General features: G+C 42.1%; 19 protein-coding genes and 2 tRNA genes. 10 read left to right on the top strand and 11 right to left on the bottom strand.

Annotation, left to right across the window (positions count from 1 at the left end):
• Positions 1 to 3: 3 nt before the first annotated feature.
• The 6 genes from CYQ88_RS10235 to dnaE all read right to left on the bottom strand — a co-directional run bounded on the left by CYQ88_RS10235 (position 4) and on the right by dnaE (position 10,285).
• On the bottom strand, positions 4 to 621 hold the full coding sequence (locus CYQ88_RS10235; RefSeq protein WP_101841254.1) for a 3'-5' exonuclease: 618 nt from the start codon (positions 619 to 621) through the stop codon (positions 4 to 6).
• Positions 622 to 2,469, bottom strand: coding sequence for a DUF294 nucleotidyltransferase-like domain-containing protein (locus CYQ88_RS10230; protein ID WP_101841253.1), 1,848 nt, complete (start codon positions 2,467 to 2,469; stop codon positions 622 to 624).
• A gap of 98 nt (positions 2,470 to 2,567) precedes the next feature.
• The gene (locus CYQ88_RS10225; RefSeq protein WP_101841252.1) at positions 2,568 to 4,229 is read right to left on the bottom strand and encodes a cation acetate symporter; all 1,662 of its coding nucleotides are present in this window, start codon (positions 4,227 to 4,229) and stop codon (positions 2,568 to 2,570) included.
• Complete coding sequence (locus tag CYQ88_RS10220; protein WP_101841251.1) at positions 4,229 to 4,534, bottom strand: DUF485 domain-containing protein; 306 nt, start codon at positions 4,532 to 4,534, stop codon at positions 4,229 to 4,231. Before CYQ88_RS10220 ends, CYQ88_RS10225 begins: the two co-directional genes overlap by 1 nt.
• Before the next feature lie 159 nt (positions 4,535 to 4,693).
• Positions 4,694 to 6,658, bottom strand: coding sequence for an acetate--CoA ligase (gene acs / locus CYQ88_RS10215; protein WP_101841250.1), 1,965 nt, complete (start codon positions 6,656 to 6,658; stop codon positions 4,694 to 4,696).
• A gap of 150 nt (positions 6,659 to 6,808) precedes the next feature.
• On the bottom strand, positions 6,809 to 10,285 hold the full coding sequence (gene dnaE / locus CYQ88_RS10210) for a DNA polymerase III subunit alpha (protein WP_101841249.1): 3,477 nt from the start codon (positions 10,283 to 10,285) through the stop codon (positions 6,809 to 6,811).
• Positions 10,286 to 10,425: 140 nt separating this feature from the next.
• On the opposite strand from dnaE, the gene aat reads away from it, so the two are divergent.
• Together aat and infA are read left to right on the top strand one after the other, a co-directional pair.
• Positions 10,426 to 11,181, top strand: coding sequence for a leucyl/phenylalanyl-tRNA--protein transferase (gene aat, locus CYQ88_RS10205; protein ID WP_101841248.1), 756 nt, complete (start codon positions 10,426 to 10,428; stop codon positions 11,179 to 11,181).
• Positions 11,182 to 11,263: 82 nt separating this feature from the next.
• Positions 11,264 to 11,482 (top strand): translation initiation factor IF-1, encoded by a 219-nt coding sequence (gene infA / locus CYQ88_RS10200; protein ID WP_011370535.1) that lies wholly within the window; start codon positions 11,264 to 11,266, stop codon positions 11,480 to 11,482.
• 111 nt (positions 11,483 to 11,593) lie between these two features.
• Here infA and clpA read toward each other — a convergent pair whose 3' ends face one another.
• The 3 genes from clpA to CYQ88_RS10185 form a co-directional block, all read right to left on the bottom strand.
• Complete coding sequence (gene clpA, locus CYQ88_RS10195; RefSeq protein ID WP_101841247.1) at positions 11,594 to 13,828, bottom strand: ATP-dependent Clp protease ATP-binding subunit ClpA; 2,235 nt, start codon at positions 13,826 to 13,828, stop codon at positions 11,594 to 11,596.
• Positions 13,828 to 14,145: an ATP-dependent Clp protease adapter ClpS gene (clpS, locus tag CYQ88_RS10190; protein WP_101841246.1), complete on the bottom strand. Its 318-nt coding sequence runs from the start codon at positions 14,143 to 14,145 to the stop codon at positions 13,828 to 13,830. The genes clpA and clpS overlap by 1 nt, the downstream gene beginning before the upstream one ends.
• 76 nt (positions 14,146 to 14,221) lie before the next feature.
• Complete coding sequence (locus CYQ88_RS10185) at positions 14,222 to 15,016, bottom strand: DnaJ domain-containing protein (RefSeq protein ID WP_101841245.1); 795 nt, start codon at positions 15,014 to 15,016, stop codon at positions 14,222 to 14,224.
• 385 nt (positions 15,017 to 15,401) lie between these two features.
• Here CYQ88_RS10185 and CYQ88_RS10180 point away from each other — a divergent pair.
• From CYQ88_RS10180 to CYQ88_RS10170, 3 genes are all read left to right on the top strand, one after another.
• A tRNA-Ser gene (locus tag CYQ88_RS10180) sits at positions 15,402 to 15,492 on the top strand.
• Positions 15,493 to 15,564: 72 nt separating this feature from the next.
• Positions 15,565 to 15,641: transfer RNA gene (locus CYQ88_RS10175), tRNA-Arg, on the top strand.
• 311 nt (positions 15,642 to 15,952) lie between these two features.
• On the top strand, positions 15,953 to 16,240 hold the full coding sequence (locus CYQ88_RS10170; RefSeq protein WP_101841244.1) for a hypothetical protein: 288 nt from the start codon (positions 15,953 to 15,955) through the stop codon (positions 16,238 to 16,240).
• A gap of 32 nt (positions 16,241 to 16,272) precedes the next feature.
• Here the strand turns inward: CYQ88_RS10170 and CYQ88_RS10165 are convergent, their stop codons facing one another.
• Both CYQ88_RS10165 and CYQ88_RS10160 read right to left on the bottom strand, forming a co-directional pair.
• On the bottom strand, positions 16,273 to 18,213 hold the full coding sequence (locus CYQ88_RS10165) for a diguanylate cyclase domain-containing protein (RefSeq protein WP_143483788.1): 1,941 nt from the start codon (positions 18,211 to 18,213) through the stop codon (positions 16,273 to 16,275).
• Positions 18,185 to 18,646 (bottom strand): nucleoside deaminase, encoded by a 462-nt coding sequence (locus CYQ88_RS10160; RefSeq protein WP_101841242.1) that lies wholly within the window; start codon positions 18,644 to 18,646, stop codon positions 18,185 to 18,187. Before CYQ88_RS10160 ends, CYQ88_RS10165 begins: the two co-directional genes overlap by 29 nt.
• A 187-nt stretch (positions 18,647 to 18,833) precedes the next feature.
• On the opposite strand from CYQ88_RS10160, the gene CYQ88_RS10155 reads away from it, so the two are divergent.
• The 5 genes from CYQ88_RS10155 to CYQ88_RS10130 form a co-directional block, all read left to right on the top strand.
• Positions 18,834 to 19,403, top strand: a complete 570-nt coding sequence (locus tag CYQ88_RS10155; RefSeq protein ID WP_101841241.1) for an alkylphosphonate utilization protein — start codon at positions 18,834 to 18,836, stop codon at positions 19,401 to 19,403.
• Positions 19,404 to 19,634: 231 nt separating this feature from the next.
• A complete protein-coding gene (locus CYQ88_RS10150; RefSeq protein WP_101841240.1) occupies positions 19,635 to 19,874 on the top strand; it encodes a hypothetical protein in 240 nt (79 codons plus the stop codon).
• 411 nt (positions 19,875 to 20,285) lie between these two features.
• Entirely contained in the window at positions 20,286 to 20,846 is a 561-nt protein-coding gene (locus CYQ88_RS10145; protein ID WP_101841239.1) for a tyrosine-type recombinase/integrase, read from the top strand.
• 1,101 nt (positions 20,847 to 21,947) lie between these two features.
• On the top strand, positions 21,948 to 22,763 hold the full coding sequence (locus CYQ88_RS10135; RefSeq protein WP_101841237.1) for a replication-relaxation family protein: 816 nt from the start codon (positions 21,948 to 21,950) through the stop codon (positions 22,761 to 22,763).
• Positions 22,760 to 23,179: hypothetical protein (locus CYQ88_RS10130; protein WP_143483787.1), on the top strand; the 420-nt coding region annotated here is incomplete at its 3' end. The genes CYQ88_RS10135 and CYQ88_RS10130, both read left to right, overlap by 4 nt.

The raw sequence follows: 23,179 nt of genomic DNA, 5'->3' as shown, positions 1-23,179 counted from the left end.
TTCTCACTTGAGTTGAGTGAGTTTTAAATAAACCAGTGCGGTCATCAATGCATCGTTAAAGGCATCATGTTGGCCGAAATTTGGAATTTTCAAATCGTCTAAAATGGTTTGAAAGGATAAATTGATGGCAGGCTGCGGAATAGCATGCGACTGCTGAGAAAATTTTAGATCATAATACAGCTCTGATACTTCAATTTGTGGGTTCGGTAACTGAATTCCTAACCAGGGTCGAATAACTTGGTTGACCATTGCTACATCAAATTCTAAATAGTACCCCACTAATGGTCGACTCCCAATAAACTGCAAAAACTGTTGTATCGCTTGCTGTGGTGGCAGTCCGGTTAATGTGTCTTGATTACGAATCATATGTACTTTAATACTGGCTTCCGAAATGGGTTGCGCTTGAGAAAAGGTTAGATTTAAGGCCTGGCTGGTCAAAATGCTTTGACCACGAATTTTCACTGCACTTAATGAAATCAATACATCTTTTTTCGGGTTCAGTCCGCTGGTTTCACAATCAAAACACACCAGATCCTCATCGGGGGGCGTTTCAAATAAAAACTGAAAACTCGGATCTTTTAGGCGTTTTTTCTGCCAATTTCGTCGCCATTTTTTTAACATTTACAACACCGCACTGACCTTAAACTGGTGATCAATTCGTTGTTTAAACCGACTGACCACTTTAAAACCATCCTTAAGTAAATCTTGTTGTAATGAGGACAATTGCGTCACCTGTATGAGATTGTCAGGCGTTTTTTCACAATTTAACTGCACGATCATGGCTTCCAGCCGCAAGGTATTCATAAAATTAAGCACCTCTCCCAATTCAAAACCAAAGGTCTCGTCCAGAACGCCCATATCCATTAACGCTTTAATGCGCCAATGGGTATTGGTTTTAGTGATGCCATGCTTTAAAGCCAAGCACCGCACACCATGCACGATAGGAAAGATACCGGTTTTTTTAAGATCAATTTGAGCCTGACCGGATGGTTTCTCTTTAACCCAATGACCAAAAAAGTTAATGGGCGTATCAAACATCAACACTGGCTTGGCAAAATGCGGCAAGAAATGTTGGTTGGCTGCGACCCATTTAAACAGCGTTTGCTTGAGTTCGGCTAATAAGTTGGCATCGCCCAATATCGCTTCGGCATCGAATAAAATCGAGACTTTCATTAGCGTGTCTGCCGTGGGGTGGTTTAACCAATCCCGCAATTGCTGTTTAAACTCAGACAAGGTTAAACACCATTCTGGATTTGAAACCATAATATTGCCAGGGCAACGAGGAAAACCTAAATCAATTAAAGCTTGGCTGAATTGTTGCATGAAAACACCCAGGCCTGGGTGTTTTTGCACGGAATCTGGCAGAATAAAGGCATTATCCTGGTCGGTTCGAATTACCTGTTCAGCACGCCCTTCACTGCCCATCACCATCAAACAGCCCTGCTGTACCTCAGGCCTATCAATTGTCAGCAATTCAAAGACTTTTTGAATTAATTTACGGTGTAATTCATTGACTAATTTTGCGATATAGTGGGTTTTTACCCCTCGGTTATTTAAATGAATAACAAGGCGGTCAATTTCGTCAACCACTGCTCTTAAATCTGCCACCGTTTGCGCCTGTTGGATTTTCACAACCGCCAATCCAGACTGATTAGCAAAGACACTCATCAACTCTTTTTGATGCAAAACACCGATCAATTCCTCATCTGAACGCACCACCAACCGGTTAACTCGATATTTTGTCATCTTGAGTAAGGCGTTAAATAAATAATCGAGTTGATGCACGGTAACTAAAGGTCGATTTGCAATCGGGCCCACAGCATCATCAAGCTGGTGTTCGTTTAAAGCCAGGGCATTTAATAAATCAATCGAGGTAACAATACCCGGTTCGTTATCCGGTTGTTCAATCACACTCGCATCGGTTTGTTGTTTGTGCATTTGTTCAACACAATCACGAATCGACTGTTCAGCGGACACCACTACTAAATTCTGCCAAGGCGCATCGGAAACAATCCCCATTAAGGCATCACTGGACGCCTCAGCTTGGCGTTGAGACTGCAATCGATTGAGTTTGGTTAGGATATCGTCTACGAAATACCCTTCTATATTGGGTTGCTCCAACAACGCGATAAATACCGACTGAGGTAATCGGTAGAGAATCGCTTCTTCAATGACTTCATAGCGAAGAAAGCTTTCTTTTTGTAATAAGGTGGCTTCCCCAAAAAAAGTATTGTGTCCATAGACGGCTCGTTGTTGTTGCTCGGCATCGTACTCAGCCACATGGCCTTTAATCACAAAATATAAGTAGCCATTTTGCTTTTCGCTCTGCGATTGCGTTATTTCTAACTGAGAACCCAAAGCAAAATACACCACATCCATCGCATCTGCAATGGTTGCCAACACCTTGTCATTCAATGACGAAAAAGGGGAAACTTGATGTAAGAAATTCAATGCTTGTTGTGTCGACATTCAACTATTCCCTATCTAAAAACTTCCATTATCTTATCCGTTTCTCATATAAAAAAAGGAGGTAAAACCTCCTTTTTTAATACGTTATGATCAAACGATTAGTGACTCGAAGCGCCTTCAGCACCAATCCCCGTTTGAGAACGGATAAACTGTGCTTCAAAGCCTTCTCGATCCTGTTTGGCTCTTGCGGAGTTATCGGTAATGGAGAAGAACCAGATACCCACAAACGCAATCACAACCGTGAATAAAGCTGGGAACTTATACGGCACAATTGGATCACCCATAGCTAAGATTTGTGTCCAGACCACTGGACCCAGAATCACCATTACCACAGCAGACACTAAGCCTAACCAGCCACCAATCACCGCACCACGTGTGGTCATATTGCCCCAGAACATTGACATAATCAACACAGGGAAGTTTGCCGATGCCGCAATGGTAAAGGCTAAGGCAACCACAAACGCAATGTTTTGGTCCTTAAAGCCAATCCCAAATAAAATGGCCAAGGCACCAATTACAATCGTTGCAAATCGTGCTACTTTGGTTTCTTGCTCATCTGTCGCATTTTTATTGATGACATTCGCATAGATATCGTGTGATATGGCCGAGGCGCCTGCAAGCGTTAAGCCTGATACCACGGCAAGAATGGTTGCAAATGCAACAGCTGAAATAAAGCCAAGGAAATAATCCCCTCCGACAACATGTGATAAATGAATCGCCGCCATATTATTACCGCCAATCAACTTCGAGCCATCCATATATTCAGAGGCAACAACCATTGCAATCGCCCCAAAGCCAATAATAAAGGCAAGAATATAGAAATAACCGATAAAGCCGGTGGCATAAAACACCGATTTACGGGCTTCTTTGGCATCCGGCACGGTAAAGAATCGCATCAAAATATGCGGTAAACCCGCTGTACCAAACATTAAAGCAATCCCTAAGGAAATAGCATTAACCGGATCAGAAACAAATCCACCTGAGAAGAGAATATTCATATCACCATCACGGGTTTCTACTGCCGTTTTAAATAGGGTTTCAAAACTGAAATCCATGTTATACATAACCGCGAGTGCAATGAAAGTGGCCCCTGATAATAACAACACAGCTTTAATGATTTGTACCCAAGTGGTTGCCAACATACCGCCAAAGGTCACATAGGCAATAATCAAGATACCCACCATGACCACGGCATAGTTGAAATCAAGGCCAAAAAGCAACTCAATCAGTTTTCCAGCACCCACCATTTGAGCAATCAAATATAGGATAACCACGGCAATCCCACCAAATGCCGATAGCACACGGATTGGCGTTTGCTGAAAACGATAAGAAGCCACATCGGCAAAGGTAAACTTACCTAGATTTCTTAACCGTTCTGACATGAGGAACAAAATAATCGGCCAACCGACCAAGAAACCAATGGCAAAGATCAACCCATCATAGCCTTTGAGATAGACCATCCCAGTAATCCCTAGGAAAGACGCAGCCGACATATAATCACCCGCAATGGCCAAACCATTCTGCATACCGGTAATACCGCCACCGGCTGCATAAAAGTCTTTTGCCGACTTGGTTCTTTGTGCCGCCCAATAGGTGATAAAGAGCGTAAAGCCGACGAAAATAATAAACATCGAAATCGCAGGCCAGTTAGTCACTTTTTCAGTTGGTGCCGCCACGTCAATACCAGAAGACATCGCTGACAAAGGCAGTAACAGTAATGCAAACGCAGCCAAATATTTTAAATTGAAGAGCTGTTTCATTATTCGACCTCTTTTTTAATTTTTGCGGTTAATTCATCGAAAACTGAATTGGCACGTTTTACATAGTAGCCCGTCAATAAAAAGGCAAATACGATAATGCCAACGCCAACAGGAAATCCTATTGAAACATACTCACCACTCACAATCGCGGTAAAGAATTCCGGGTTGAAAGCCAACAATAAAATATAGCCATAATAAACCACTAACATAAGAATCGACAGCTTCCAAGCTAAGCTTGTCCGCTCCCGCACTAACTGCTGATACTCTGGAAGATTTTTTATCTTCTCAATTTTTGACGTTTCCATTGTCTTTCCTCCTAACGGTAAACATTTGCTCAGAGTGTTTTGCTCCATGCAAAGTCAAAAATGTGTTGAAACAACACAGCGGATAAAAAAATAGCCAGGCCTGGGTCTTTTACCCCCCATCCCAGCTAGTTTTTTATTTCTCTCAGACAACCCTATTATCTATTTATTAGGTTGCATAAATTGATCAAGAATCCCCGGATCTTCCAGCGTCGAAGTATCCGAGGTAATTTCTTCGCCCTTGGCAATGCTGCGCAGTAAACGCCGCATAATTTTTCCAGAGCGGGTTTTAGGCAAGTTCGAGCCAAAACGAATATCATCCGGTTTAGCAATTGGTCCTATCTCTTTCGCAACGTGATTGCGCAAGGCTTGAACCAACTCAGAACGCGCATTTCCATCTTCAGGAATTTCAATATTAAGTACCACAAACGCAAATACCGACTCGCCTTTCACATCATGCGGCTTACCAACCACCGCGGCTTCCGCCACCCATTCATGCGAAACCAGTGCCGACTCGATTTCCATCGTGCCTAACCGATGCCCTGAAACATTCAAGACATCATCAATACGACCCATTATCCAAAAATTACCGTCTAGATCTAAGTGGGCACTGTCGCCGACAACATAATATTTATTGTTGAACATCGCAAAATAGGTATCGACAAAACGATCATCATCCCCCCAGATGGTTCTCACCATTGACGGCCATGGTTTGCGGATCACTAAGTAACCACCCTCACCATGTGTTAATTCTTCGCCGGATTCATCCACAATGTGCGCATCAATACCGGGTAACGGTTTGGTACAAGATCCCGGTTTTAATGCGGTAACACCCGGAATCGGTGCAATCATGTGAGCTCCGGTTTCTGTTTGCCACCAGGTATCCATAATAGGACACTCACCCCGACCAATCACTTGGTGATACCACATCCAAGCTTCAGGGTTAATCGGCTCACCAACGGTTCCCAGTAATCGCAATTTTGACAAGTCATATTGATTTGGTAAGTCATTACCAAACTTCATTAATGCGCGAATGGCTGTCGGCGCGGTATAGAAGACGGTCACGCCATGATCTTGACACACCTGCCAAAAACGTCCGGCATCCGGATAAGTCGGAACCCCTTCGAACATAACCATGGTCATCCCCATGGATAAAGGGCCATAGGCGACATAGGTATGACCGGTTATCCAGCCCACATCAGCGGTACACCAAAAGACATCACTGTCTTTTAAATCAAACACCCATTCATTAGTCAGATGTGCATTGAGTAAATACCCACCCGTACTGTGTTGAATCCCCTTTGGCTTGCCGGTTGAACCGGAAGTATAGAGTAGGAACAATGGGTGCTCAGCATTCACCATCACTGCATCATGATAGTTGCTCATTCCTGCAATCGCATCATGCCAAGTAATATCGCGACCTTCTTTTAAAGAGATGGCATCATCTGTTCTCTTATAAACCAAAACCTTACGGACAGAATTCCCACCTTTTTCGAGTGCTTCATCCACTGCAGATTTCAATGGAACTGACTTACCACCACGACGACCCGCATTTGCGGTAATCACCATTTTCGCGCTGGCATCTTCAATTCGGTCACGTAAGGCTTCTGCTGAAAAACCACCAAACACGATGGAATGAATCGCCCCAATTCGCGCACAGGCCTGCATCGCAAAAACGGCCTGCGGAATCATTGGCATATAGATAACCACGCGATCGCCTTGAGTAATGCCTTGTGCCGTTAAGGCATTTGCTAAACGGCACACTTCATCGTGCAGATCTTTATAGGTATAGTGTTCAACCGTGCCGTCATCGGCTTCAAAAATAATCGCCAATTTATCTTCTTTATCCTCTAAATGGCGATCAATACAGTTATAAGAAGCATTTAACTCACCGTCACTAAACCACTTGTAAAATGGCGGATTACGATCATCCAATCCCATCGTAAAGGGTTTTGACCAAGATAATTTTTCCCTCGCCAAGTCACACCAAAACCCTTCATAGTCGGTTTCGGCTTTTTTCAGTAACGCTTGATAATCTGCTTCAGAAATATTGGCTTGTTGCTTGAAAGATTCGGATGGTTGAAAAATACGATTTTCTTGCAAAATCGACTCGATGTTATTAGACATTCAGGTCTCCTGTGTCAATCGGTTAAGTTGTATCACTATTCTATCGGGATCGTTCTAAAATTAGGAACAAAAATCGCTTATATCCTTAATAAACACACTCAATGTGCAATCCGGGCGGCATCACTTCACATAAAGTAACTTGCTACTATACTAATAGACCACTTCCAGTTCCCAGCCATCGGCTCTCAGGGCTTCTAACAGCTCATCATCGGGTAAAAACTGTGTATTGTCATCGGATTTGAGCTGAGCCTTGGCTTCCGAACATTGATAATCAACCACTAAAGGTAACCCCTGTTCCGCTCGATAAGCCGATAGTGTCGCTGCCAGCGCTTGAATCTGGTTTACTTCAATCGTGTTATTGGCATAGAGTTTTATCGCTCTAGCCTTTTCAACCCGAGCCTCAGCAAGCGAAACCAACTGTTCAGCATCAATTTTAATACCGCCATTAAAGGTGTCCTCTGCGACTTCACCATACACCAGTACCACGGAATCCGGCGACAATAAATCGCGACTCGATTCAAACACCGCTGGACGTAGCACCACATCCAACCGTGCCGTTTGATCATCTATTGCTAAAAAGCCCATACGGCTGCCACTTTTAGTGACTTTACTACGCGCTTCGACAATTAAACCGGCTACCCATTTTTTCTGCCATTTTTCTGGCCGTAATGCGGACAGTTTTTGCTCAACCATTTTATCGAGTTCTTCACGATAAATTTCGATGGGGTGTCCCGTCATATAAAGCCCCAACACCTCTTTTTCGGCTTTAAGACGTTGTTTGTCTGACAACTCTGGCACGGATACCAACTCAGCTAGGTTTTCGGCCTCGAACGTGCTGACATCACCAAAAAGGTCGGCTTGGCCAGCCTCTTCATTTTTATGATGTTGTTCTGCTTTTTGCAGTGCCAAGCCAACACTATGCAACATCGCATTGCGATTATCGTGCAAACAGTCCATGGCACCCGCAACAATCAGTGCTTCAATCACCCGCTTATTGACCTTGCGTGTAACCCTAAGGCAAAAATCAAATAAATCTTGATAAGCGCCATGCTGATTTCGTTCTTCAATAATCCCTAGTAAAGCTGACTCGCCAACCCCCTTGATCGCTCCGAGTCCATACCGAATTTTCCGCTCTCCACGGATGGCTTTAAAGTGAATTTCTCCATCATTAATACTGGGTTGCGCAACGCCAATCCCCATCGCATGACATTCATTCACCATATGAACCACCTTATCGGTGGTATCCATATCCGAAGAAATTTGGGCTGCCATAAATTCGGCTGGGAAATGGGTTTTTAGCCAAGCAGACTGATAAGACACCAATGCATAGGCAGCGGAATGCGATTTGTTAAACCCGTAACCGGCAAATTTTTCTACCAGGTCAAATATCTTCATGGCTAGATCGCCATCAACCCCGTTTTTAATAGCCCCTTCTTTAAAAATCGAACGCTGCTTCGCCATTTCTTCAGGCTTCTTTTTCCCCATGGCTCGACGTAACATATCCGCGCCACCTAGCGTATAACCGGCCAATATCTGAGCAATTTGCATAACCTGCTCTTGATATAAGATAACGCCGTAGGTGGGTTCAAGCGTTTCTTTCAATGACTCATGCTGATATTGCGCATCTGGGTATGAGACTTTTTCTTTACCATGCTTACGCGCAATAAAGTTATCCACCATGCCCGATTCCAGTGGTCCAGGACGGAACAGGGCCACTAAAGCGATAATGTCTTCAAAACAGTCAGGGCGTAGACGCACAATCAGGTTTTGCATACCAGAAGATTCCAACTGGAAAACCCCTGTGGTTTTACCAGTTTTGATTAAATCAAAGGTTAAGGGGTCATCTAAAGGAATTCGTTCAATTTCAATAAAGCCATCATCACCTGGCTGTTTGCCCTCGTTAATAAACTGCAAAGCCCAGTCGATAATGGTGAGGGTCCGCAACCCTAAAAAGTCAAATTTAACCAGGCCTGCGGTTTCAACATCATTTTTATCGAGTTGGGTCACGACACTGGTGCCGTCCGGCTCACAGGATAGCGGACAGAAATGGTCAAGCGGTTTAGGACCAATGACCACACCGCCAGCATGTTTACCTGTATTACGGACAGTGCCTTCTAAGGTTAAAGCAAGATCAAGTAGTTCTTTAACGTCTTCGTCTTGATCATACCTTTCTTGCAGCTGGGGTTCCTGTTCTAAAGCACCTGACAGCTTAATACCCAAATCATTTGGAATGAGCTTGGCAATACTATCCACCATACCATAGCCATAGCCGAGCACTCTGCCCACATCTCGTACCACCGCTTTTGCGGCCATGGTGCCGAAGGTCACAATCTGTGACACATGGTCTTGTCCATATTGCTTGGAGACATAATCGATCACTAAATCCCGACGTTCCATACAAAAATCGACATCGAAATCGGGCATAGAAACCCTTTCAGGGTTCAAAAACCGCTCAAAAAGCAAATCATATTGCAGAGGATCTAGATCGGTAATTTTTAGAACATAGGCCACCAGTGACCCAGCCCCTGATCCTCGACCAGGCCCAACGGGCACTTGGTGATTTTTACCCCATTGAATAAAGTCGGCAACGATAAAGAAGTAACCCGGAAACCCCATTTGAATAATGATATCCAACTCGAACTTTAAGCGATCATCATAGGGTTGGCGGGTCTGAGCAAAATCTTCGGGCGACAAATGGCCATATAGAAATTGCAAACGTTCTTCTAGACCCTTCTGAGATTCTTCTATGAAATAGCTTTCAATAGTGTGCCCTTCCGGCACAGGAAAATCGGGTAAGAAGTAAGTACCTAACGTTAGCGTGACATTACAGCGTTTGGCAATTTCCACACTGTTTTCAATCGCTTCTGGAAAATCCTTGAACAGTTCGACCATTTCTTCTGAGCTTCTAAAATACTGCTCTTCGGTATAGCGGCGCGGACGATTCGGGTCTTCCAAAATATAGCCATCATGAATACAGACTCGGACTTCATGGGCATCAAAATCTTCTAATTTTTCAAAACGCACATTATTGGTTGCAACAACGGGCAATTCATATTTTTGCGCCAACTCAACAGCCGCCGCAATGTAAATGGATTCTTCAGGGCGACCATTACGAACCAATTCCAAATAGAATCGATCAGGAAAGTACTGCATCCACCAGTTGGTTCTTTTCGCTGCTAAGTTGAGTTTTTCTGATAATAGCGCCTGACCGACATCCCCGTCCGTACCACCTGAAAGGATAATCAATCCTTCGTTCAAATCGGCCAACCAGTCTTGCTTGATCAATGGCTTCATCGCATTTTCAACCAGCTTTTGGTTTTGCAAATAAGCTCGCGAAATTAAACGTGAAAGATTTAAGTACCCCTGATTGTTTTGACATAAACAAGTGACTTTAAATACCTGTCCATCATCACCTTCAATCAAGCAATCCGCGCCAATAATGGGTTTAATACCAGCTTGAATAGCGGCATTGTAAAACTTGATAAGCGCAAACATATTCATTTCATCCGTCAAGGCAATAGCAGGTTGCCCAGAGCTTTTTGCCAGAGCGATTGCCGATTTCACTTTTAAGGTCGCATCGACCACGGAATATTCGGAATGAAGATGAAGATGAACAAATTGAGACATATTAGTTTTGCGTTCGCTTTGAAGTACTAAAGAAAATTGATATGAGAAACTCATCGCGTCACTGCAAGGTGATGCAAATGCATTATAATTGCAACAAGATTAAATTTAGCAACAAATCCCATTTAATAATAAGAATTTTGATGAATAGCTTATCTAACCAACCCTTTTGGCTTGATCCAAAACCGGTGATGTTTCCACCCACTCACCTTGCGTTAACCGAACCAGATGGTTTGTTAGCTGTTGGAGGGGACTTGACGCCGGAATGGCTACTCACGGCTTATCATAATGGTATCTTTCCTTGGTTTAATGAAGACGATCCTATTCTATGGTGGACACCTAACCCGAGATCCGTTTTATTTTTAGATAAACTTAAAATTCGACGAAGCTTGATAAAAGTCATCCGTAAACAACGTTTTAGTGTGACATTGGATCGTGATTTTATGTCTGTTATCAACCATTGCGCCACGACTCCGAGACACGGTCAGGATGGCACTTGGATTAGTGATGCCATGATGGATGCCTATTATCAACTCTATCTAAAAGGTCATGCTCATTCGGTCGAAGTTTGGCAAGACCAAAAACTGGTTGGCGGTTTGTATGGGGTGGCTATTGGCAAGATGTTTTATGGCGAATCCATGTTTGCACACCAAACCGATGCCTCGAAAATTGCTCTCATTGCTTTGAGCCAGCAACTCCAGGCCTGGGGGTTTTTAATCATTGATACCCAAATTGAAACCCCTCATCTTAAATCTCTGGGGGCAAAACTCATATCTCGCGAACATTTTGAAACCCTTTTACATCAACAAACCCAACTCGCCTTCCCCCCCAAACATTGGCAAATGGAAATCGACTGGCAGGCCCCCTTTCTCCCCCATAAAACGCCAGCTGAAAAATAGTTTTTGTAAAAGATTGATAAACCCTGAAACCATTGCTATAATCGCCGCTTAATTTTTATTGGGGCAGTTAAAGCTTAAGTCTATGTCAAAACAAGATGTTATTGAATTCGATGGGGAAGTAATTGAAACTTTACCCAACACCATGTTTAAAGTCCGCTTAGAGAATGGTCATGAAATACTGGCACACATTTCTGGGCGCATGCGAAAAAACTATATTCGTATCCTTGCAGGTGACAAGGTCAAGGTAGAACTGACACCTTATGACCTGACAAAAGGCCGCATTACTTACCGCGGAAAATAACCTGACTGCAGCGCTAAAATGTGCTTATAAAAAAACCCGCTTTTGCGGGTTTTTTAGTTCTTGGAAAAGCGCTGGTCGCAACCAGCCCTTCCAATAGATGCCTGTTCACGCTTACTTTTCTGTCACCAACACCAACTCATTCTCTTTAACGTCAATCTGCACATTACCGCCTTTTTGTAGATCTCCGAACAGTAATCGTTCGGCTAAAGGTTGTTTTATTTTTTCCTGAACCAATCGAGCCATCGGGCGTGCCCCCATCAACGGATCATAACCCGACTTGGCTAACCAGTCACGTGCTGACTGAGTCAATTTAATCGTGACACTTTTATCTTCCAAGCTGGCTTCTAACGCATAAATAAATTTATTGACGACCGAATTCATCACTTCAGAAGACAAGCGGTCAAATTGCACCACACCATCCAAACGATTGCGAAACTCTGGGGTAAAGACCTTTTTCAGCTCTGCCTGGAAATCCAAAGAATGATCCTGTTCAGCAAAACCGATACTGGATCTTGTCGCAGCTTCCGCACCTACATTCGAGGTCATAATCAAAATCACATTTCTAAAATCGACTTTTCGACCATTATTATCAGTCAAAGTGCCACTATCCATAACTTGTAACAACAAATTAAAGACATCAGGGTGCGCTTTTTCAATTTCATCTAGCAGTACTACTGAATAAGGGTGCTTATTGACCGCCTCAGTTAAGAGGCCGCCTTGGTCAAACCCAACATACCCTGGTGGCGCACCAATCAATCGTGATACCGAATGACGTTCCATATATTCCGACATATCATATCGTAAACACTCTATCCCGAGGTGAGTTGCTAATTGGCGGGTCAATTCGGTTTTACCAACCCCTGTTGGCCCCACAAATAAAAAAGCTGCCGTTGGGCGTGCTGGATCCTTTAGACCAGATCGAGCCAATTTTATTGAAGAAACCACAGACTGAACAGCCTGTTCTTGACCAAAAACGACGCGTTTTAGACTTTCCTCAAGCGTTGCCAGTTTATCTTTTTCTTTTTGTGTAATTTGTGAAACCGGTATACGTGCAATATCAGCCACCACCTGCTGAATTTCTGCGACCGAAATTTGTTTTTTTCTTTTCGATTTGGTTTTAAATGCCTGTTTTGCACCCGCTTCATCAATTACATCAATGGCTTTATCTGGCAGATGTCGATCGGTAATAAAGCGTGATGATAAATCAACGGCCATTTTTAATGCTGGTAAGGTATATTTGACGTGATGGTGATTCTCAAATTGCGACTTCAAACCTTTTAAAATCTCAAACGTTTCAAGTATCGTCGGTTCGCTAACATCAATTTTTTGAAACCGTCTTGCTAAGGCTCGATCTTTTTCAAAAATACCACGGTACTCTTCGTACGTGGTTGCGCCCACGCAACGTAACTTACCAGACGACAAGGCAGGTTTCATTAAGTTTGACGCATCCATCGCTCCGCCTTGAACGGCGCCGGCACCAATAATGGTATGAATTTCGTCAATAAATAGAATGGCATGCGGACGGGACTCCAATGCCTTGATTAAGGCTTTAAAGCGTTTTTCAAAATCGCCTCTATATCGGGTGCCAGCCAATAAGGCTCCCATATCCAAACTAAAGACTTCTGCCTCAAATAAATCCTCTGGAACCGCTTGTTCAACGATTTTTTGCGCCAACCCTTCCGCAACAGCTGTTTTGCCCACGCCTGGCTCGCCCACTAACAGTGGATTATTCTTTCGGCGTCGACTTAACACTTCCAGAGTTCGGGTTAGCTCCCAATCCCGACCAATAATCGGATCCAGTTCGCCCTGCTTAAAGGCTTCATTCAAATTGGTACTGTAACTCTTTATGGGATCCTTTTGCGGCTCCGAAGCTTGACCTTCTTCAGACGAGGGCGTTTCAGTGGTTAAAAAATCTTCCTGCTGTTGGGCCGTCACGCCATGAGAAATATAACTTAAAACATCCACACGATGAACCCCTGCACTTTCCAGCACATAAACTGCGTGTGAATCTTGTTCAGAATATAGAGAAGCTAAAACATGCAGTCCCGTCACTTCTGAATAACCATTCGATTGCACCAAATAAATCGCCCTTTCAACCACCCTCTGAAAAGCCATCGTTGGTAATAGCTCTTCAACCTTTAGCCCCTGCGATTCGGTATCTAAATAATGCTCTAATTCGGTTTCAATCACCTTCGGATTCACCCCACAGGCTTCAATCGCCTCTCTTACCATGGGCAAGCCCAACAGTTCGATTAATAAATGCTCTAAAGTGACATACTCATGCTCGTACTCATTGGCGAGGCTAAACGCATTGCTGAGCGTCAGTTGCAGTTCCTTACTCAGCATTAAACCACCTCCATTTCACATTGCAGCGGATGCTGATTTTGTCGCGCAAACTGATTCACCTGCATCACCTTCATTTCTGCCACTTCTTTACTATAAACACCACAAACCCCTTTACCCTGGGTATGAACCGCTAACATCACCGCATTTGCCTTAGATTCATCCATACCAAAAAAACGTGTTAACACCTCCACCACAAAATCCATCGGTGTAAAGTCATCATTTAGCAAGACCACCTGGTAACGCTTAGGCGGCTTGATTTGTGTTTTTGCGTCATCTAATAATAGACTGTCATCATCTTGATACGGCTGTTGAGCCATAGGTATTCCTTCATCCAAACAATAAATTTATAAAGCGCGTTGTAGTATCTTCAAACGAATCGACACAGCACAAGCGCTATGCGGCTATTAAGCGAGCGTATAAATGCCCAGGTTTATAAACGCCATCACCGGGCAGCCCCATATTATGAACGACAATATACTCATCTGGCGAATAGTCATCTGGAACCAACACATTCATGCACCCTGCCGGTGACTGTAAAGAGAGTTCCGCGCCAGGAACCAATAGAGTACTGGGGACCTCAATCGTGCCATAAATATCAGAGCCTTCAAGGCGCCAATTAATCGATTCCAGCTTTAAATTAAATTTCACTAAATAATCACCAGGCTCTCCCCCAAACAAGCCATGATAGCCCTTCCCCTTTAAGCGAAAGGTTTTATTCAAAAATGCCTCGCGGGTAAATTTCATTTTAACTTTTAAGCCTGGAATATAAAAATATCCTAATTTCAACAACCGAATCGCATACCGCAAAGTTAAAGGATAAGTGATCACTCGATCTTTGCCTCGAATTGGCTTTTGACGTTTCCACCCTGGGTTAGTATATTGATGTGTCCCTCGAGCTGAACGACGGTTCGCATAACCAGCCCCCTCAGTGTCTGACCGATGACTCTGGCCTCGGCCCTTTACCCGACAAAAATCGCGCCAATAGGCGTCTCTAAACCGCGTTAACACTTCATAAGCTTCGGCAATTTCTTGAAATTTTTCAGTTGCGTTATGGATCCTTGAGACGTCAGGATGATAGCGACGTGCCATCTTACGATAAGCCTGCTTAATGGTTTTTTCACACGCCTGATGATGTACCCCTAATAAGGCGAAATAATCTTTAGAAATATCGTAACGAGTGTTAAACATGAATCGATGTCATTGTCTCAAATTAAGAAAGAACTTAACTGGGCAACCCAACTCGACTCAAACCAAAATCAAATTGCCGCCCGAAAAGTATCAGAAATGCCCAAAATGGGTTTAATTAATGCAAATCATTTTAACGGTTTTTCCATGTAAAAAAAAGCATTCATTAGAATCAAAGGCTGTGTAATCTAAAAGCGTCCACCCTTATTTATCAACTAGCCGATAGGACAATCCTAACTGCGCTAAAGTTCCAAAAAAACATCTATCAAAAACAAGATTAAAAACAAGTAATTAGCCAAACAAGCACCACCAATAATGCTTTTTTTTAATAAAACACGCCTGAAAAGCTTGCATTTGTGGGGCATGTCTCTATAATACGCACCTGTTTGGTGGACTGGCTGAGTGGTTGAAGGCGGCGGTCTTGAAAACCGTTGTAGGTTAGTAGCCTACCTGGGGTTCGAATCCCTAGTCCACCGCCATTTTACAGTTGACCTATTGATTGCTTGACAATTGATAACGTCCTCTCTAGAATGCGCATAACATCTTAGTAAGCGCCCGTAGCTCAATTGGATAGAGTACTCGGCTACGAACCGAGCGGTTAGGGGTTCGACTCCCTTCGGGCGCACCATTATTTGTAAGGCTTGTAGTATTTTATGCTACAGGCCTTTTTTATTTCTCTAATCAACAATCCTATACAATGTCAGCAAGGGCACGCCCAAAGATTTCTGCATAGCTGCTGCTTGCATTTAAACAGCCCTACCAAGAATAATGTATTGGACTGAATCAAAGCGCTTTTAAACTTAAAACAAGGCGCTAACATTTCACTTGACCAAAACTATACATTTTTTATATAAAACTTCCTTATTTGCGCTATCATTTCATAAAAATTATAAAATTCCCAATCATCTAATACTTCAAACCAACGCATAGGAAATGGCAATGACATTTGCGACAAGGCAGCCGCACCCTGACGACCATGTTTTAGTTGTACTCGGCCACAATGGTCACCCTACCTTTAAAACGATTAGTACGGAAGAACCCTATTTGACAAGCTTAGGCATTGAAATGGTTAATCTTAAACACTCACAATATATTAGGTATCTCGTTGTGGCTTCGCACAATGTGTTTACCCTAACCAACCCCGATTACACCTTTGATCAAGCGCTCGATCAAATTATTCGAAATTTAATCTTGAGTGAAGATAGTAAGCAAAAGTATTTTGACTAAAACAATATCGACTATCTCTCGCCAGGCATTTATTAGTTACTGTCACTGTGATCATTAGATTTAACCTGATACATGGCATGATCAGCAATGCGAATAAGGGCTTGCTCGGATTCTGCATCTTTTGGATACTGACTGGATCCAATGCTTGCTGAAGTGTGGAGTGTTAAAGCGTCATACTGGATTGGCTGGTCGATCGCCTGGCAAACTTTTTCGATTACCTTTTGCAGATAAGCCTCTTGCTTTAAATCTTTAACAACAGCAATAAACTCATCACCTGACAAACGACCTACCAAGTCATTTTTTCTGAACGTTTGCTTTATGCGCAGAGCAACCTGTTTAAGTACTTCATCTCCGACATGATGGCCATAACGGTCATTGACCGGCTTGAATTTATTAAGATCAATAAATAAAACGGCTAATTGACTTTGATAGCGCTTAGCATCTTCAAGTGCATCTTTTAACTGAGCCAAGATTAAAGCGCGATTGGGCAGTTCGGTTAATTCATCATAATGCGCTGCATGATAGAGCTGTCCTTCTAGGGCTTTTTCCGATGTAATATCTCTCGCCATCGAAATGACATGCTTTTGATTCTTGTGTTCATTTTCAAATGGCATATTAGCCCATCTGCACAATATTTCTTTACCATCTTTACGAATATTATGGTTTTCAGAATAGGTCATGGTATTCTGCTTCCAAGCAGAAGCGATCAACGCATCGACTGTCGACACCTTATCTTTAGCAACAATTAAGTCATAAGCATTCCGGCCAATCGCTTCTTTGGCAGTGTATTGAAAGGTATTTTCAGCTTCTCGATTCCAGCTAACGACACAACCACTCTGATCCAGCTCCATTAAACTCACAGGCGCATTTAAAAACAAAGACTCAAACTGCTTTCTACGGATCGTCGCCAAACGATATTGGTGATAAACCACACCCGCAATCAATGTGACCACACTCAAGACCATCAACATCCAATAAAGCCACTGCTTTAATTGCTGATAAGCCCGATCCTGATCAAACTGGTAGAGCATTCCACTGACATCAAATTTTTCAGACAATAAGCCCAATTGGACATAGGTTCGCGAAATTTGTTGCCAACGTCCCGGGTTGAAGTAGCCAATTTCAACTAAATTCGGTTTCATTAACTCCCGCATTTTATCGGCTTCATAACGAAGATGCGCCTGAGTTTTACGTTGTGAATAGTGAGCAATGATTAAATCAATCATGGCTTCAGAGTGTTGCATAGCATATTGCCACCCCTTAATGGAAGCCTGGCGAAAGGCCTCAACCAATTCTGGGTTGCGATCCACCATATCTTGGGTAGTGAATAGATTATCGCCATAGAAGTCAATACCACTCATAATGGGACGGAATAGTTGATAATCAATCCCCTTCGACTCAAAATCATAGGTTTCATCGGTAGTATAAATTGACATCGCCTGAACCTTACCATCAATCAAATCTTGAGTATTATGAGAGTGTTTCACAAGATTGAGCTGGTCGATATCAACCCCTTCACTTTTGAAGTAAGCAAACAGTTCAGCAGAACTGGGTTCAATCATCATGGTTTGACTGGCAAGTTGATGAATATTAAACCGATTGTTAGACTTAATTGTGGCTAGCCCCAATGGTGAATGTTGCATAATGGCAGCTAATACGACGACTGGATCACCGTTAGAATAATTTAATACCAGCTCACTGGTTCCAACACCAAATTCGGCTTCGCCATTAATGACTGCTTGAATCGAATCTTTGCCGACATCCGCTTCAACCAGAGTCACATCCAGACCAGCATCACGATAATAGCCTTGCTCGAGTGCCGCATAATAGCCAGCAAATTGAAATTGATGTTGCCATTTTAGTTGAAGCTTAACGGGCGTTAATTGCGATGGAGAAGCCATTGCGATACAACTCAAGCCACAGACTATCCATAAACCCACTGCTTTAATCAATTGCAGCACAATCACATTCACCAATATCTTCGTTCCATATATCTGGTCTATTCTCAATAAAGCGCGCCATCAGTTCAATACAACGAGCATCATTCAGTTCCACCACCTTTACGCCTGCTTCGATGAGCCAATCGAGATGACCTGAAAAATTAACAGACTCTCCCACCACGACGGTACCGATATTAAACTGACGAATTAGCCCAGAACAATACCAACAAGGCGCTAAAGTAGTTACCAATACTTTATCACGATAAGTTTGTTGACGCCCCGCCTTACGAAACGCATCCGTTTCGCCATGAATGGACGGGTCGCTTTCTTGAACGCGCCGATTACGACCCACACTTAATAAAGCACCTTCTGCGCTAAACATAGCCGCGCCAACTGGTACGCCGCCTTCGTCAAAGCCTATTTGCGCTTGCTCTAAAGCCGGTTCTAATAAAGCTATATAATCCATTAGCTCAATCTACCCTCCAAAAATGAATGTTTATGCGAAAACAAGCGAAATAAAACAGCGCTTTTTACGAAAAAATAACTTTGCATTATAGACTGTTTATCGCATTGAATCGATCCACTAAGGAGAAAGTCTTTAAATTTGATGGATTTTATGCATAATAAGCGCCCTTCACTTAAAGGAAACAATCATGCCTATTTCTCAAGCGCTACAAGAAAGAAGTCAACACAAATGTGAACTATGTGGATCAGAAGAAGCTCTCTCTGCCTATGAAGTACCGCCTTCAGATGGTTCTGATGAGCAAAGCATTGTTGTCTGTTCGACTTGTAAAAGTCAAATTGAAGCCCCAGAAACTATGGATACAAATCATTGGCGTTGTCTAAACGACAGTATGTGGTCTCAGGTTCCGGCGGTACAAGTCATGGCTTATCGCTTACTACACGCCTTACGTGCCGAAGGCTGGCCACAAGACTTATTAGACATGATGTACATGGAAGATGACACTAAGCAGTGGGCTGAAGCAGGAATTTCAGACGAGGATGAAGACACAATTGTTCATAAGGACAGTAACGGAACCATCTTAAACGAAGGGGATGACGTCACACTCATTAAAGATTTAGATGTGAAAGGTGCGGGCTTCACCGCGAAGCGTGGCACCTTGGTGAAAAATATTCACCTAACGGATAATCCTTTACACATTGAAGGTAAAGTCAACGGCACCCAAATCGTACTCGTCGCGGCTTTTCTAAAGAAAGCTTAAGCCGTTACAGAACAGATATTTCGTTTGTTTGAATGACAAAAAACCGCCCAGGCCTGGGCGAATATATATAAGTAATTACACTTAATAAACTGTCTTTTTGGTAGTTTTTATAAGTGTAATTACGAGCAATTCTTATTTTTTAAATACCCTATTAAACCTATCGGGGCAATTTGTACATACAAAAATGTACACAGAACCCTTTAATTTTTAAGTTTAAAAAGGTATTCAATTATGTCAAAAGCAATTACTGTCGAGCAGTTCAATCGCAATATTCTCAATGCAAAAGATACAGGGTTAAAACAGTTTAAAGACGGCTATGTATCTGGCCTCAGATACGAGATCAAAAAAGATCATGTTACATCCGTTTTAAAATATAAAACCCATCTAGGCAATTACACATCAAAACAACTCAGAAAAGACACCCGCCATGATGTTTCCATTGATGAGTTGTCTTTACTTGCCTTTAGGTAACAAGCATTAGATTTTCTAAAAACTTATCGAGAAAACACTCAACATCAAAAAATAACGATCATTGATCTATACCGCCAATACTTTGATGAATATTATCAATTTCAATTAAAGAACTGTAATACTCGTGCTAAAAAGCCATCCAATATACAAACGCTCAATTCTCTATTCAGTAGTCACAACAGAAACAAAGCATACAAACTGGTTAGTCAAACAAGCATCGAACAATACAATGATGACTTTCAACAAGCCGTTTTCGATCAATGTAAAACTTGCGCTGTAGAAGAAACAGCAAGACGAAAAATTAACGCATTGCGTGGTTTTCTAAACTTCCTCGTCGATAAAAAAGTCGTTTCCAAAATGCCGTTTACCAAGTATCGTTGAGCAAATACCTCAAAACCGAGACAAAACGCCATTCACCATACTCTATATAAAGATGTCATCGACTTTCTATATGAGAAGAATACTCAAGAAGCGGATTATCTACTACTATTGTTTGCAACGGGTGCTCGAAAAAATGAACTGGCGGAACTACCGGTAAGAGATATCAAGTTTTTAGAATCCGATAATTCTTCTCTTATCAGTCTTTTATTGAAAAAAACCAAGAACAGCGAAGCCAGAACCGCCCGCATATTCATTCAGAATGCCGAGAATGCAATAAAAAGGATCATTGAGGGTAAAGACCTAGACGACTATGTTTTTTATGATTCAGGCACTTTGTACGGAATCTGTGATCTAAAACCTATTTGTGATGAACTCAAAGAACACTTCCATCTTGACCACTTTACCGCACATGATGCTAGGCACTCATTTGCCGTATTTCTTTATAAACAAACTAAAGAACTCAATGTTGTTAAAAGACGACTTGGTCACAAGTCGTTAAAGCAAACTCAAACCTATCTTGCTAGTTTAGATATTCTCGAAGAAGAAGAGGACGATATGCTAGACGATACCTTGTCTCAAAGTTTTGCCTAATACCTAGCCTTTCTGTCAAAACAAACTGCCCTAATCAACAGGGCAGTCTAGCCTTAAAACACTCGATTTGACTTCTTTACGACACAAAGAAATTCTGCTCTCGTCAGACAAACGAGTCTAAACCAAATTGAAAAATTGGTCGGGATGGTTATCCATATCCGAAAGTGAGTGCTTGCTCCGCAATGCACGAGAGGAGAACCAATAAAAAGAAAAGGTAAGGTTCCCTTACTTTTTGTTGGTGACGGTGTGAAAGCATTGTTTGAGCGTTCAGCAAAATAAAATGCTTGAGAACAAAATAATCATTCACGTTCAGTGATGACTTATTTTGTAGCTGTAAGCAAACCAATTGCCCTAGCCAATTAGTAGTGAATAAAAATTCCCAAATTTTTAGAACGCTTGCGAGAGAGACAGTTGAAACGTCCAAACGTTGAGAAAATTTGAATCTCCCAAGATGAAAATTGATCTGTCTCGGAGGGGCGTCGGCGAAGCTGACTTCCATCGTTTTCTGGCGGTCGTTCTTAGTGTTGAGCTGCCCCGACAGCCACAACTTAGAAAAGACCCCTTGAAACGGGGGAAGTCAGGTTCCCTGACGCCCCCCCCGGCAAAGGAATGTAGCGTCCAGCGGAAAGACTGCGGAGAAACCATAGCCCCAAGCTATCTTTCAGAGGTCAAGATCGGAGCGTCCAGAGCCGATTGCGAAAGCAGATTTATCTGATGGAGGGGTTCTTTAAGGGATACCCTTAAATTGGGATATTAAAGGGTAAAACCCTTTAAAACATGGTGTTTCGAGGGATGTTAATCACCCTTGAAATCGTGGTTGTTAGGCGTGATAACGGCCTGACTGCAAGAATTTTTAAAGAGTGCAAACGTCTTTAAATCTGATCTTTAAGACAGACAGTCTTAAACCTGCGGCGCACTTCATCTTTAAATCAGACATTAGCGAATAGAACTAGCGAGAAGACATATCATGCTTTCTCCAAATGACTGGATAAGCTAATTGAATAATTTTGACATTTTTTTTACCCATTTTTTGACCTCCCTATTAATAGCTGAGATTGAATTTTTTATTCACTTTTCAGACATAAAAAAAGGAGAAAAAATATGTCTATAAAACTTTATGAAGCATTTTGTATTTACAACTTGCACAACCCTGTTTCAGAACTCAGCCATTTAGAAAAAGGCTATCTCAGAAAGCTAGCGATCTTAGATTGGCTATATCGTTTTAGATATTCATCTATTCCCGCTCTTGTCAAAGTGGCTGGCGATTCAAAAGGAAAAACAGCAAGTCAAATTCAGAAACTTTTGAACAGAATGGAAAAGCGAAATGAGATCAGAAAATTCCCACTAATTACTGGATTCACAAAATACGGTTATGTCTTAACTGAATCTGGATTTTTGACACTGCAACAATCACAACCAGATCGAACCTTTACTCAAAGAGTGTTTAAAGAAAGTCATAAGCTTACGGCTTCAAACTTTGTGCATAATTTAGCCATTCAAGAACAGATTATTGATTTTATTCATTCTGACAAACACAAGATAGGTTTTGCGAATGAATGGGAAGTCAGACGCCATTTTAAATCTCAAAATTTTAATGGCAAAACGTTTGATGCGATCTGTGAAAAAACACTCAAAGCAAATTACGAAAATGAAAGGGTCGTGACAATTGGAATCGAAGTAGAACTCAGTCAAAAGAATACTGCACGACTTAGATCAGCACTAAAAACAGCTGACTCTATGATTCAGGATGGCGAAGTAGATTATGTGTTTTATCTTGTGCCAACCGCTGGTTTTAAAAGGAGCATTGATCGACAACTTAAATCATTGAACAAATCTAACGACATCAACAATGCAAACCTTTTTCAAGTAATCGTTTCTGGTGTTCTTGAACAGATCATTAGGGGGAAACGAGCATGAAAAAACAACAATTGAAAAAAATATTCCTGAGTGTGTTTGTAGCTTTATCCCTGTTTGGCTGCTCGACAACAGAAGATCGGCTAAGGCAATGTCAAGCTGAATATAAAGACTATCAACAAAGAGTAGAAAAATTCTATCAGCAAGAAATTGATAATCGTGTTGGTGCAATCAAGGAAGAAAATATCGCCTTGAAGATGTCTATCTCTGAAAAAGAACAACTCATTAATAATTTTCACGTAAAGATTAAAAAATTGGAACTGAGGATTGAAATCGAAGAATCAGCTGTTAGTCATTTTAAATACTGTCAATTATGGGGAGATTTTGCTTTTTTCTGCGATGTTCAAAAATCCCAGATTGGTGCACTTCTTTTTGAAAAAGGAAAAATAACCATATCTCTTCAAGTTTATTGGCTTTTA

It is taken from the genome of Hydrogenovibrio sp. SC-1 (assembly GCF_002848135.1).
Taxonomy (GTDB): Bacteria; Pseudomonadota; Gammaproteobacteria; order Thiomicrospirales; family Thiomicrospiraceae; genus Hydrogenovibrio.
The sequence above is the reverse complement of the archived record's forward strand: the minus strand, read 5'-3'. Positions and strand labels throughout refer to the sequence as shown.